Here is a 12,955-nt window from a genome sequence, read left to right as displayed (position 1 = left end):
GCATCAGCCCGGGGGGACTGTCGTATGGCGTTGGAAGAACTCGGAATCGAAGCTGATCATTCCAAAACCCGCGACAAGCTTATCGGCGTCTACGTCGGAATACTCGCTGTCATCCTCGCCATATGCAGCCTCGGCGGCAGCAACGCCCAGCAGGACGCCCTTCAACAAAACATCGCCGCGTCAAACGATTGGGCATTTTTCCAGGCCAAGAACGCACGCCGTCAGGCCTTGCGGCTGCATACCGAAAATTTCGAAACGCTGCTGCTGACGCAGCCATCGATGCCCGACGATGCGAAGAAAGCGATCGAAGCAAAAATCGCCGAATACAAAGCCCAGGACAAGCAGCTGACATCCGATCCGAAAAGCGGCGAAGGCCTTGACGAACTTTTCGCCAAGGGAAAGGCACTGGAAGCCACACGCGATGAGGCGCTGAATAAAAATCCCTATTTCGATTACGGGCAGGCGCTGCTGCAGATCGCGATCGTGCTTGCCTCCGTCGCGCTCATCTCCGGCGGCAACATGCTGCTGTTCGTGAGTTTCGGACTCGGATTGCTCGGCGCCGTCTCAACATTTGGCGGCTTCACGCTGGCCTTCCCGCTTCCAGGATTTCTGTCCTGAAACTCATTTCATCTCGAACGTCACGACGTTCGTCGCGATGATGCCGCCGTCTCGAATGAGCGCGACGCGTCCATCGTAATGCCCGGCGGGCCAGAGATCGCCTTCGCGCTTCTTGCCGATGAACGCCAGAAACGTCGCCTTGTCGCGATCGAGCGGCGCACTGCTTTCATCGAACAATTCACCGGGCGGCCCGAGCGCGGTGAAATTGATGCGATCGCCCTTCTTGAGATTGATGAACCAGCCGTAGAGCACGAAGGCTTTCGACGTCGAGGTCAGCGGCGCGACGTGCTGATCATCAAGCTCGAGCGCGGTGGCGTTCGGATCATCGCCCGCAAACCCCGACCCGATCATCTCGCCATTCTTGTATGGAAATGCCGCTGCCGCCGATGGCTCCCAAAGCCCCGGCCCCCGCGCATTGGGATCGCACGAGCCAGTTCCGTCGGACAGAAACGGATCGATGATCTTGCCGTTGTGGCGAACGCTCAGATGCACCTGCGCGAAATCCGCCATGCCCGAATAACCGGCTTCACCCAGCTGATCGCCGCGCTTCACCGTCTGCCCTTTGGCGACGCGCACGCTACCTTTTCGCATGTGGCAGTACTGGGTCTCCCAGCCGTTTCCGTGGTCCAGGATGATGCCATTGCCGCACTCGCGACCCGCCACGTCCTGCCGCTTCGCCTGCTTGAAGAAGACATCCTCGACGCCGTCCCGCACGCCCTTCACTGTGCCATCGGCCGAAGCCAGTACCGGAAACGGCGTCTTGGTCGCCGCCGCTGCCGACAGCAGCCGGAAATCGACGCCGCTGTGCCGGTCGTAGGTCGCCGTACCGCACGTGTAGTCCTTGGCGCCTGGCCCCGGATCGTCATCGACGTAGGTCTGGATGAAGCAAGTCTTGTGCGGTTGGCAGGCAATCGGCAGCGACAGCACGGGAGCCTCGCCGGCACGGCCGGGCCCCGCGCCGAACAGCCCGATGATACCCAGCAAAATCAGAAATAAAGGGCCGCGCCATCCCGGTTGCATACCGTCCTCTGCGCCAAAGTGCGTTTTTGCCTGCCGGGATCTTGCCCGGCGGCGGCCCAAACGCTAGCACTCCCACCGGCTGAATTCCCTTTTGATTGATCGAGGATTGTTAACCGATGACGACGCACACCCTTCTGCTCCTTCCCGGCGATGGCATCGGTGTCGAGACGATCGCGGAAGTCGAGCGGCTCATTGCGTTCTTCAATTCCAAGAGCAACACCGTCCGCTTCGACGTCGAGCACGATCTCGTCGGCGGCGCGGCCTACGACGCCCACGGCGTCGCCATCACCGACGAAGCCATGGCCAAGGCCAAGAAAGCCGACGCCGTCATCTTCGGCGCGGTCGGCGGACCGAAATGGGCGAATGTTCCCTATCAGCATCGTCCCGAAGCGGGCCTTCTCAGGTTGCGCAAGGACCTCGAGCTGTTCGCCAACCTTCGCCCCGCCATTTGCTATCCGGCCCTCGCCGACGCTTCGAGCCTGAAGCGCGAGTTGGTGGAAGGTCTCGACATCATGATCGTGCGCGAGCTGACCGGCGGCGTCTACTTCGGCGAGCCGAAGGAAATCGTCACGCTTGAAAACGGTGAAAAGCGCGCCGTCGATACGCAAGTCTATACGACGCATGAGATCGAGCGCATCACCAAGGTTGCCTTCGATCTCGCTCGCAAACGCCGCAACCTCGTCCACTCGGCGGAAAAGCACAACGTCATGCGCACGGGCGTGTTGTGGAAGGAAGTCACGACTGCGGTCCACAAATCCTATGCGCCTGACGTCAAGCTCGAGCACATCCTGGCCGACAACTGCGCCATGCAGCTCATCCGCAATCCGAAGCAGTTCGACGTCATCGTCACCGATAACCTTTTCGGCGACGTGCTGTCCGACGAAGCCTCGATGGCGGCAGGATCGCTCGGCATGCTGCCGTCGGCCTCGCTCGGTGCGCCCGATGCGAAAACCGGCCATCGCAAGGCGCTTTACGAACCGGTGCATGGTTCCGCGCCCGATATCGCCGGCCAAGGCCTTGCCAATCCGATTGCGACGATCGCGTCGTTCGGAATGGCCCTGCGCTATTCCTTCGACCTCGGCAAGGAGGCTGATCTCGTCGATCAAGCAATTGCCAAGGTGCTCGATAAGGGCCTGCGAACGGGCGATATCATGCAGCCCGGCATGACCAAGATCGGCACTTCCGAAATGGGCCGCGCCATCGAAGCGGAGCTGAAAGCGCTCGCTGTTTAATCACGTCTCGCGACGAAAGTCTGGGTCCCGGGTCTCGCAAGGGTGCTCGCCCGGGATGACAATTTTTGCCACCACGCTCCTTGTCATCCCGGCCGACGCGAAGCGGAGAGCCGGGACTCAGGAGACGAAATCTTCACTTGGGATTAAACTGCGGGCTCGTCGCGGCAAGCGCTTGATTGGCCTTGTATGGCCCCACGCGCCGTCCAGCGCGGCTTGCCGTCGCTCGGGCCTGGCGCCGCCTGCTCGGTGCGGGAAACGAAATAGAACTCATAGCAGTTCGTATCGACGCGCATGACGCGGTAGCAGCCGCCCGTTTCATCGTAATCGTAGATCGTGCACAGCGTGCCCTGCGTGATCGACCAGTGGCCTCCAAGCGTCATGTCGCGCTCGACATAGTTGAGGCGGCCGTTGCTGGCGTAATGCTCGGTGAACGGCTTGCCGTTGGCATAGCGCCCATCGATCGTCGCGTTCGAGAAGCGCTGCAGTTCCGCATCGTTGAGCCACGCCGAAATGGCGTCCGATCGCGATGCCAGCTCTGGCGCGCACAGCAGCGCCGCGCCCATCGCCAGGCCTGTCAAATTGCGCAACAGGTTCACCGATGCCCCCATCTGCTTCGTTAGGCTGCTGCCTGCTTATCGCGGAATAACGTGTCGCCTTCGCGGCCACGCGAAGCGCGACGCCATTTCGACGATCAAATTCGGTAACCCGAATCTGATGAACATCCGGTGAGAATATGCGGCCTCCGGCAGCCCGAAACGAAGGTCTTGACAGTCCTTGAAAGTCGGGCCCGAGCCGCGTATGTGAACGGCCAGCAAATATGCGCCGCGACCGCTTTCAGGCCGAGACGCAAAATTCTGGGATTTCAAGGACATAAATAAAATGGGCTACAAGGTCGCCATCGTCGGCGCCACCGGCAACGTAGGCCGCGAGATGCTGAATGTGCTCGCCGAGCGGAAGTTTCCGATCAGCGAGCTTTACGCCTTGGCCTCGCGCCGCTCCATCGGAACCGAGGTTTCGTTCGGCGATTCGGTCATCAAATGCCGTGACCTCGAGACCTTCGATTTCTCCGGCGTCGATTTCTGCCTGATGTCGGCCGGATCGACGGTTTCGAAGGAATGGTCGCCGCGCATCGGCGCGCAAGGCGCCATCGTCATCGATAACTCGTCCTGCTGGCGCTACGACCAGGACGTACCGCTGATCGTGCCCGAAGTGAACGGCGACGCCGTCCGCGGGTTCACCAAAAAGAACATCATCGCCAACCCGAACTGCTCGACCGCCCAGCTCGTCGTCGCGCTGAAGCCGCTGCACGATGCCGCAACGATCACGCGCGTCATCGTCTCGACCTACCAGTCGGTATCCGGCGCCGGCAAGGACGCGATGGATGAGCTCTGGCAGCAGACGAAGGGCAAGTACGTTCCGGGCCAGGAAGTCGATCCGAAGAAGTTTCCGAAGCAGATCGCCTTCAACTGCATTCCTCACATCGACGTCTTCATGGAGGACGGCTACACCAAAGAGGAATGGAAGATGCTCGCCGAGACCAAGAAGATCTTGGATCCCAAGATCAAGCTGACGGCGACCTGCGTTCGCGTTCCCGTGTTCGTCGGCCATTCGGAATCCGTCAACATCGAGTTCGAAAAGCCGATCAGCCCTGACGAGGCGCGCGACATCCTGCGTGCCTCGCCCGGCATCCAGGTGATCGATAAGCGCGAGCCGGGCGGCTACATCACGCCCGTCGAAGCCGCCGGCGAATATTCGACGTTCGTCTCCCGCATTCGCGAAGACGCCACCGTCGAAAATGGCCTGTCGATGTGGATCGTCTCCGACAACCTTCTGAAGGGCGCCGCGCTCAACGCCGTGCAGATCGCCGAAACGATCCTCAACCAGCGCCTTCTGCCAAAAAAGGCCGCCTGAGTCCGGCGCTCAAAAATCGAAGAAAAGCGAAACGCCGGCAGCCTACTTGTCGGCGTTTTCTTTGAGCTTGTTGAGCGTCTGCACGATGGCGTGCAGATCCTGCAGGAAGCGCTCGCGCTGCGGCGCTGGCAGGCTCGACAGGATGCGCTCGTCGACCTTGCGTGCCATCGGATCGTGCGTCTTCAGAACGCGCGCGCCTTCTTCGGTCAGCTTCACGGCATACGCCCGAGCATCGTCCCGCGTGCGGCGCCGTTGCAAAAGGCCCTTCCGCAGCATGCGGCGCACGACATCGGCAAGCGTCGACCGGTCGATGCCGGTTCGCTCGACGAGCTGCGTCTGGCTCAGTCCCTCGTTTTGCGAGACGGTGAGCAAAATGGCGTACTGACGAGGCGTTAGCTCGTCGTTGCCCAGTTCTGTTTGGAAGACGTCGGACGCGCACTGTCCGGCTCTGTGCAGCAAATGCAAAGGCGACCGCTCAAGACGGTTGCCTGCGGAGTCTCTTGCCATTCCGTGCCCCAGCGATCTTGCCAGACCGGCCGCCACCTTAGGATCGGACCAACAGACAAGACCAGATAATTTAGTTGTTGACCCCGACAAGGAACACGAGCGGCGCCCGCGCGTCCAGAATAAAAATGAACGGCGTTGAAGAAATCGAATGAATTCTTCAACGGCAAATTGCCGCTTTTATTCGAGGCAAGCTAAATATCTTCCGTCACGCTCGAGGCAGTGACGGGCGTTGTGTCTTCGTATTTTTTTAACACGCCGATCTGCGCCATCGCGAACACGAACGTCAGCGGCATGATGCCGAAGACTTTGAACGCCACCCACGTGTCGGTCGAGAAAAATCGCCACATCACTTCGTTGAGAACCGCAAGGACAATGAAGAACAACGCCCATCGGATCGTCAGTATCCGCCAGCCTTCGCGCGTCAGGCGCATGACGTCGCCGAATACGATCTTGAGAAACAGCCGGTCGAATACCAGCCCGCCGAAAAGAATGGCCGCGAACAAGCCGTTCACAATCGTCGGCTTCATTTTTATGAAATGATCGTCTTGAAGATAAAGCGTCAGCCCACCGAATACGACGACGAAAATACCGGTGACGAGCGGCATCGTCGCGATGCGGCCAAGGAAGATGCGAGACGCCGCCAGCGCGACAATCGTCGTCACCATGAACACGGCGGTGCCGACGAAGATGCCGTAGTGGCTGTTCGCGAAAAAGAACACCAAGAGCGGTCCGAGCTCGACCACGAGCTTGATGAGCTGCCTGCGATCGAATTGCGGAGCCGCATTCGCGTCCGTAATTTTATCCTGCTCCGACATTGTCTTCGTCCTTATTCGTGGGCCGGATCGGGCAAGCGGTACTTCTGCATCAGTCGCGTCAGCACCCAGGCGTAGATGCCCGACACCGGCAGCACGATCGCGACCTTGAAGAGAATCCAGACGTTCACGCCGCTCATCTCGTGGCCTAGAATTTCATACAGGTGATCTTCGACGTAAACCCTGCGAACGTATTCGTTGGCAATGGCCGTCAGGAAGAAGAACAGCGCGAAGCTCCAGGTGAACTTGTTCCAGCCTTCATCGGTATAGCGGAAGGTCTTCTCGAACACGTATTGGAAAAAGTTGTGCTTCACGAACAGGCCGCCGATCAGAAACACGGCGAACAACGCATTGAAGATCGTAACCTTGATCTGCACCCACATCGGGTCGCCTGTGACCAGCGTCAGACCTGCGAAGACAACCGTCACGCTCGATGCGATCAATGGGAAAATCGGCGGCCGGTGAAACATGTAGAACATCACGCCGATCGCCATCAGCGTGGTGATGATCAGCGCCCACGTTCCCGCTTCGATACCCGCCATGGCGTTGACGACGAACATCGTCACCAGGGGACCGAACTCGCTCAGGATGTTGATCGTCTGTTCGGCATTGAACGGAAACCAGCTCTTGCGTGCCGGCGGTACGGTGGCATTGCGAATGTTCACGTCCTGCGTCATTTCGAATTCCGTTCCCCCAGGCTTCAAGTTCCGGCGATGGCGCGCGCAAAATCCTGCGCCGAAAACGGCTGCAGATCGTCCGCGCTTTCTCCGACACCGATGGCATGGACAGGCAAACCGAACTTGGCTGCAATCGCAACCAGGATGCCGCCGCGCGCCGTCCCGTCGAGTTTCGTCATAACCAATCCCGTCACTCCGGCACGATCGCGAAAGATCTCGACCTGCTGCAACGCGTTCTGACCGGTTGTGGCGTCCAGCACAAGAAGGACGTCGTGCGGCGCACTTGGATCCAATTTCTTTAAAACGCGTGTAACTTTTTCGAGTTCTTCCATCAACACTTGCTTGTTCTGCAACCGGCCGGCCGTGTCGAGCAAAAGCACATCCGCACCTGATGCTTGTGCCTGTTTTAAGGCATCGAACGCCAATCCCGCGGAATCGCCGCCGACATCACGCGCGACAACCGGACACGCCGTGCGCTCACCCCAGACTTTCAGCTGATCGATCGCCGCAGCGCGGAATGTGTCACCCGCCGCGAGCAGAACCGATTTTCCTTCGGCTTTGAATTTCGTCGCCAGCTTGCCGATGGTGGTCGTCTTTCCCGTTCCATTGACACCGACCATCATGATCACATGCGGCTTGTGCGACGGCTCGATGACGAGCGGCTTGGCGACGGGAACCAAAACCCGCTCGACCTCGGTCGCGAGCACCTCGCGCACTTCGTCGGCCGATATGCCTTTTTCAAACCGACCCTTGCCGATCGCAGCCGTGATGCGGTTGGTCGTCTCCAGTCCGAGATCGGATTGGATCAGCAGATCTTCAAGATCGTCGATCGTCCCGGCGTCGAGCTTGCGCTTGGAAAAGAGATCGCTGATGCCCGTCGTCAGCTTGGACGAAGTTTTGCCAAGGCCCGATTTGAGCCGCTGGAACCAGCTCTGCTTGGCCGGTTCGGCTTTCGCTGGAACTGGCTGCTCGCCCGCAGGCGCCTCAGCCTCAACAACAGCTGCCACTGCGGTCTGCGGCTCGTCCGCGGCGGGCGCGGCCGCCGGGCTGCCGCCCTTGAACAGCCGGCCGAAAAGACCGCCTTTGCTTTTTTCCTTGGGTTCGCTCACGCCCGCGCCTCGCCGACGAGCTGCTGCGCATTGGCCCCTGTGATCTCGGTCCGGACGATCGCTCCGGCTTCGCCGCGGCGATCGTCCTTGGCAAATGAAACTTCGGCGAATTGCGGCGTCCGGCCCTTGCCGTCGCTTTCGATGAGCACGTCGACCACACGGCCGCGCTGAGATTGAAGATATGAAGCGAGCACTATGTTTCCTTTATCGCGCAGCTTGGCCGCGCGCTCCTTGACGATTGCGCCGTTGACTTGCGGCATTCGCGCCGCCGGCGTACCCCGCCGCGCCGAGAACGGGAAAACGTGCAGGTATGTCAGCCCGCACTCGTCCACGATGCGATAGGAATTCTGAAACATCTGATCGGTTTCGGTCGGAAAGCCGGCGATCAGATCGGCACCGAACACGACATCGGGCCGGAGCGCGCGCGCCTTTTCGCAAAACGCAATCGCATCGGCGCGCAAATGCCGCCGCTTCATGCGCTTCAACGTCAGATCGTCTCCTGCCTGCAACGACAAATGCAGATGCGGCATCAGACGTTCCTCGTCGCGCAAGGCGATCATCAGATCCTCATCCGCCTCCACCTGATCGATCGACGACAAGCGCAAACGCTTGAGCTCAGGAACGAGCTTCAGCACTTGTCGCACCAGTTTCCCGAGCGTCGCTGTTCCCGGCAGGTCGCGTCCATACGACGTGATATCGACGCCGGTCAGCACGATCTCGGCGTAACCTTTCTCGATCAGCGCCCGCGCTTGTGCGACCACCTCGCCCGCAGCCACCGAGCGCGATGGTCCGCGCCCGAACGGAATGATGCAGAACGTGCAGCGATGATCGCAACCGTTCTGGATCTGGACATAAGCACGCGTGCGCGATCCGAAGCCGTCGATCATGTGCAACGCGGTTTCGCGAACGCCCATGATATCGTTGACCTGAACGCGCTCGCCGTCGGCAATCGACAATCCGGCGAATGTTTCCGCCTTCATTTTCTCTGCGTTGCCGATGACGTGATCGACCTCGGCCATCTCGGCGAAACGCTCCGGTTCCGTCTGCGCTGCGCACCCCGTCACGATGATTCGCGCGTTGGGCCTCTCGCGCCTCAGCCGCCGGATGGTCTGCGCCGCCTGGCGCACCGCTTCGCCCGTCACCGCGCACGTATTGATGATGACGGCATCATCGAGCCCGGCCTCACGCGCGTGGCGGCGCATGACCTCGGACTCATATGTATTGAGCCGGCAGCCGAGCGTGATCACTTGTGGTTCGGACATGAACGCGGTTGTCTTCTTTCTGGCTGGCGTCCGCATCGGCGCGCGGGCCGCGAACTACACGGACACTTTCGTCAGTTTCGAAAAATCAATCACGCCCTCGTATTCGAACGCGACCGGACCTGTCATCAGGATGTGATTGTCGGCGCCCCATTCGATCCCGAGAACGCCGCCCGGCAAAGTCACGTCCACCTTGCGCCCGGTGAGCTTCTTGCGGGCCGCGGAAACCGCCGCCGCGCACGCCGCAGAGCCGCACGCCAGAGTAAGCCCTGCGCCCCGCTCCCATGTTCTGAGCAGAAGCGATGACTCGGAAGTCACCTGCGCCAGCGAGATGTTGGCGCGTTCAGGAAAGATTGGATGGTTTTCGAGCAGCGGCCCGAACCGTTCGAGATCGTAGGCTTCGACGTCATCGACCCAAAAAATCGCGTGCGGATTGCCGACGTTGACGACGGACGGCGAATGCAACACCGGGTCGTCGATCGGCCCGACCTGTAATTCGATCGCCCGCGTGTCGCGAAACTCTTCGGCGAGCGGAATGTCCTGCCATCCGAACTTCGGTTCGCCCATGTCGACCGTGATCGAGGTCTGGTCCCTGACGACCGTATCGAGCACGCCGGCGCGCGTCTCGACCAGAAAGCGCCGGCGCACCCCACCTTCCGACAGAAACCAGCCGACGCAGCGCATGCCGTTGCCGCACGCCCCGGCTTCCGAACCGTCGGCATTATAGATTCGCACGTACGATTCCGTGCCTTTGGTCCGCGGCGCGTGCAGCACCATCATCTGGTCAAACCGGGATCTCCGATCCGCCGCCACGGCTGCCACCTCTTCCGGCGTGAACGTCTTGGCACTGTTCCGCAAATCGACAACAACGATCTCGTTGCCGATGCCGTTCATCTTCAGGAAGGGAAGGGTCGTCGCCGTGTTCATGGCCGCCTATATGGCGAGAACCGAGCAGAATGACAATTCCGAACGCCATTCCGAGGCTACCGCATGGGGACTTGCGTCGCTGCAGAACATTTCTTCAAGTGGCTCTCGGACGGAACAATCTTTCGCATCCGACCATTAAGAAGCCCAAAATGCTCCGCTCTCGTCTTTTGGGCATCGTTTTAGAGGCGAAGTGATCTCAATGACGCAACCCGACCGCAATCCATTGCTCTTCCGGCTCGCCTTTGCGCGTCAGCGGCCTTGCTATTGTTATGGTTGCATTTGCCTCACCGAGGACGAGCGCACATACGAGCGCCGCGTCTTTCGCCTCGCCCGTGCCTGGGCCCGGCAGACGAAAGACGCAAATCGCTTCCGATAGGCCGAACGGCCGGTGTGACGAGAGCGCAATCCTGCCGGAAATTCAGAGGCCAACGTCTTGCGACAGGCCGGAAATCGGCGCACACGTTGAGCCGCAAGGCGAGGGGCAGCTTTTCGTTATGACAAGTTTCGTGCGCGCGGCGGCGTTGGCCGGCTTTGGAGCCTGTTTGGCACTTGCCATGGCGCCTTCCGGCGCATCCGCCGAGGACATGCTCTACGCCCTCAAGATCGGCGCATTGGCCCATGACGTGCCGGATCTGTGGAGCGGCTTCCAGATCGAAAAGAACGCCGTCGACATCAACGTCGAAGCCCAGTTCAACGCCGCCTGGGCGCTTCCCTGGGGCGCCATCCGCCCCGTCATCGGCGGCTCGATCAACACCCGGGGGGAGACGAGCGACGGCTACATCGACGCCCGTTGGCAGGGCGATTGCCCGTCTGGCCTGTTCTTCGGCTTGGGCCTCGGCGCTGCCATCCACAACGGTGAAATCGGCGGCGCGGGCTCTGACCCGGATCGCAAATGGCTCGGTTCGCGCGTCCTCTTCCATATCCCGATGGAAGTCGGCTACCACCTCGACGAACACAACGACATCTCGGTCTATTTCGAGCACATGTCGAATGCCTATACCCAGAAATACAACGAGGGCATGGACCGCATCGGTCTGCGCTACGGCTACCGGTTTTAACGGCGAGCCTTCCGCCTCCTGCTCACCTTACTCAGCCGCAATCGGCTCGTCGTCATCATCCTCGCGCTTGTCTTCAAGACCCGGAAACTCGAAGCCTTCGATCTCTTTCAGCTCTCTGCCGGCGATGCCTTGCAGGTCGCCCATCATCCCCGCAGTCGCATCAAGCACGACGGTAATCTGTGCTTCCCGCTTCGCCCAAAGCTTCTGCATCGCCTTGCGCTCTTTCTCAAGATCGGAACGCATCTCCGTGAACTTCTCGACGATGGCCCCGACGCGCCGGCGGAAATGCGGCCCCGTCAGATACTCATAGACAAGTTCCATCTTGCTTTGCTGGCCTTCACCGGCGATGCGCGCGGCCGAGACATCGACGAGAAACTGGCGCAGCGCCAAGGCAACCGGAACGGCACAGCGAAAATCTGTCACCCAGACGCCATCGACCAGATCGAAAGTCTGCACGTCTTTCGGTAGCGTAGTCGAAACGATGATCGATACATCAGCCTTGGCACGCCTCTGATCTTCGCGCAGCTTCGGAATCCAATCCTTTGCCCAGCCCTTCGTACGCTTCGTCTCCCACAAAATCGTGCCGCACGGCGCGCCCGACAAACCCGCCACGCGCTGGACCAGGTCGCCGCCGAATTCGCCCTTTGGCACTGGCTCGATACTGTCGAACGGGAATTTCGCACGCAGCAGGCTCTCGAACTCCAACTCCAGAACTTCGCCCTGTAACTGCTGCGAGCCCTGCTCCGCCTTGCGCTTCAAGTCCTCGATCTGCTTCGCCATCGAAGCGATCTGCTCTTCTCTTTCCTTCACACGAAGCCCGAACGCCTCTTCCGCTTCGAGCTTCGCTTTCGCGCGCTCGCTCTCGAGACCTGCATTGATCCCCTTCTGGACATTCAATTCCATCTCGCGCTTGGCGTCGTCGAGTTCGCGCGCTTTTTTCTCGAAATCCGCCTGCGCCTTCTGCGCTTCGGCGAGCTTTTCATCGCGCGCCTTCAAAACACTCTGCAGCTCGGTCAGCGCCTTGTTTTTCTCTTCAAGGTCTCCGGCCAAAAGCTGCTTCGCCTTCGCCGCCTCTTCTCCGGCAATGCGTTTGCGCTCGACCCCCAATTTCTCCGCGACCGTCGCCTCGACCTCGGTACGCGCAGTCTCCAAGGCTTTCGCTTGCTCCCGGATCGCTGCTTCTTTGGCCGCGATCTCGCGATTTTTCTGAGCCGCCTCGGCTTCAAATTGCTGCTTGGTCTGCGCGATCAATGGCGCCGCCAACGACTCCGTCAGAGGGAATTCGTGTTTGCACTTCGGGCAAGCAATGATGGTGTCCGTCAACGCGAGCATCCTTCTCGACAATGGCTCCAACAATCGGCCAAAGCTAAGCCGATGTTTCTTTATTGTACACGTTTATTTCTCATATTGTTCTATTAAAGCTAAGAATTCACGTGAATCACCCTGACGGCACCCATCCAAACCGACTCGCTCAGCAAATTTGAGGGCATTTGCCCCGGCGAGCCCCAATTCGCTGGGGATTAGCAACATTGACTTCGCCCCCCGTTTCCCTCATACCCACGCCATTCCGACGGCCCTGAACCTCAGAGCCGCCGCCCTGCACATGGCCTTTTTCGCGAAAGTGTCCGGGAGGCAGGGGGGTCAACATCCGGCAGCGCGTTGCGCTCCCGGGTGCGTTTGTGCTTTGCGCTGCCGATCCCATCTCTTCGTCATCAGGGCGATGAGCCGGGATCCAGACAAATCCAACCCGACGCAGTTTTGACTGGGCCCCGGCCTGCGCCGGGGTGACGTAACGAAAGATGATCTTTTAAGGAGGACGGCGACG

General features: G+C 60.1%; 13 protein-coding genes. 4 read left to right on the top strand and 9 right to left on the bottom strand.

Annotated features, from left to right (window positions below):
* The first annotated feature begins 24 nt into the window (after positions 1 to 24).
* A complete protein-coding gene (locus tag QM780_RS14900; RefSeq protein WP_415071228.1) occupies positions 25 to 618 on the top strand; it encodes a DUF4337 domain-containing protein in 594 nt (197 codons plus the stop codon).
* A gap of 3 nt (positions 619 to 621) precedes the next feature.
* Here QM780_RS14900 and QM780_RS14895 read toward each other — a convergent pair whose 3' ends face one another.
* Entirely contained in the window at positions 622 to 1,638 is a 1,017-nt protein-coding gene (locus QM780_RS14895; protein ID WP_415071227.1) for a M23 family metallopeptidase, read from the bottom strand.
* A 116-nt stretch (positions 1,639 to 1,754) separates the two neighbouring features.
* Here QM780_RS14895 and leuB point away from each other — a divergent pair, with 116 nt between their 5' ends.
* Positions 1,755 to 2,870, top strand: a complete 1,116-nt coding sequence (gene leuB, locus QM780_RS14890) for a 3-isopropylmalate dehydrogenase (protein WP_415071226.1) — start codon at positions 1,755 to 1,757, stop codon at positions 2,868 to 2,870.
* 143 nt (positions 2,871 to 3,013) lie between these two features.
* Here the strand turns inward: leuB and QM780_RS14885 are convergent, their stop codons facing one another.
* Positions 3,014 to 3,466 (bottom strand): hypothetical protein, encoded by a 453-nt coding sequence (locus QM780_RS14885; protein ID WP_415071225.1) that lies wholly within the window; start codon positions 3,464 to 3,466, stop codon positions 3,014 to 3,016.
* 283 nt (positions 3,467 to 3,749) lie between these two features.
* Between QM780_RS14885 and QM780_RS14880 the strand changes: the two genes are divergently transcribed.
* A complete protein-coding gene (locus QM780_RS14880; protein ID WP_415071224.1) occupies positions 3,750 to 4,781 on the top strand; it encodes an aspartate-semialdehyde dehydrogenase in 1,032 nt (343 codons plus the stop codon).
* A gap of 42 nt (positions 4,782 to 4,823) precedes the next feature.
* Here the strand turns inward: QM780_RS14880 and QM780_RS14875 are convergent, their stop codons facing one another.
* The 6 genes from QM780_RS14875 to dapF form a co-directional block, all read right to left on the bottom strand.
* Complete coding sequence (locus QM780_RS14875) at positions 4,824 to 5,288, bottom strand: MarR family winged helix-turn-helix transcriptional regulator (RefSeq protein ID WP_415071223.1); 465 nt, start codon at positions 5,286 to 5,288, stop codon at positions 4,824 to 4,826.
* Between the two features lie 191 nt (positions 5,289 to 5,479).
* On the bottom strand, positions 5,480 to 6,103 hold the full coding sequence (locus QM780_RS14870) for a septation protein A (protein WP_415071222.1): 624 nt from the start codon (positions 6,101 to 6,103) through the stop codon (positions 5,480 to 5,482).
* An 11-nt stretch (positions 6,104 to 6,114) separates the two neighbouring features.
* Positions 6,115 to 6,777 carry an inner membrane-spanning protein YciB gene (locus tag QM780_RS14865; RefSeq protein ID WP_415071221.1) on the bottom strand — a complete coding sequence of 221 codons (663 nt, stop codon included), beginning with the start codon at positions 6,775 to 6,777 and terminating at the stop codon, positions 6,115 to 6,117.
* Between the two features lie 23 nt (positions 6,778 to 6,800).
* Positions 6,801 to 7,886 carry a signal recognition particle-docking protein FtsY gene (gene ftsY, locus QM780_RS14860; RefSeq protein ID WP_415071220.1) on the bottom strand — a complete coding sequence of 362 codons (1,086 nt, stop codon included), beginning with the start codon at positions 7,884 to 7,886 and terminating at the stop codon, positions 6,801 to 6,803.
* Entirely contained in the window at positions 7,883 to 9,148 is a 1,266-nt protein-coding gene (gene mtaB / locus QM780_RS14855) for a tRNA (N(6)-L-threonylcarbamoyladenosine(37)-C(2))-methylthiotransferase MtaB (RefSeq protein WP_415071219.1), read from the bottom strand. The genes ftsY and mtaB overlap by 4 nt, the downstream gene beginning before the upstream one ends.
* Before the next feature lie 54 nt (positions 9,149 to 9,202).
* Complete coding sequence (gene dapF, locus QM780_RS14850; protein WP_415071218.1) at positions 9,203 to 10,072, bottom strand: diaminopimelate epimerase; 870 nt, start codon at positions 10,070 to 10,072, stop codon at positions 9,203 to 9,205.
* 494 nt (positions 10,073 to 10,566) lie between these two features.
* On the opposite strand from dapF, the gene QM780_RS14845 reads away from it, so the two are divergent.
* Entirely contained in the window at positions 10,567 to 11,130 is a 564-nt protein-coding gene (locus QM780_RS14845; protein WP_415071217.1) for an acyloxyacyl hydrolase, read from the top strand.
* Between the two features lie 27 nt (positions 11,131 to 11,157).
* Here QM780_RS14845 and QM780_RS14840 read toward each other — a convergent pair whose 3' ends face one another.
* Entirely contained in the window at positions 11,158 to 12,453 is a 1,296-nt protein-coding gene (locus tag QM780_RS14840; protein ID WP_415071216.1) for a DUF2130 domain-containing protein, read from the bottom strand.
* Between the last annotated feature and the right edge of the window lie 502 nt (positions 12,454 to 12,955).

It is taken from the genome of Hyphomicrobium sp., from assembly GCF_047600905.1.
GTDB lineage: Bacteria > Pseudomonadota > Alphaproteobacteria > Rhizobiales > Hyphomicrobiaceae > Hyphomicrobium_B.
This window is presented reverse-complemented; position numbering and strand designations above follow the sequence as displayed.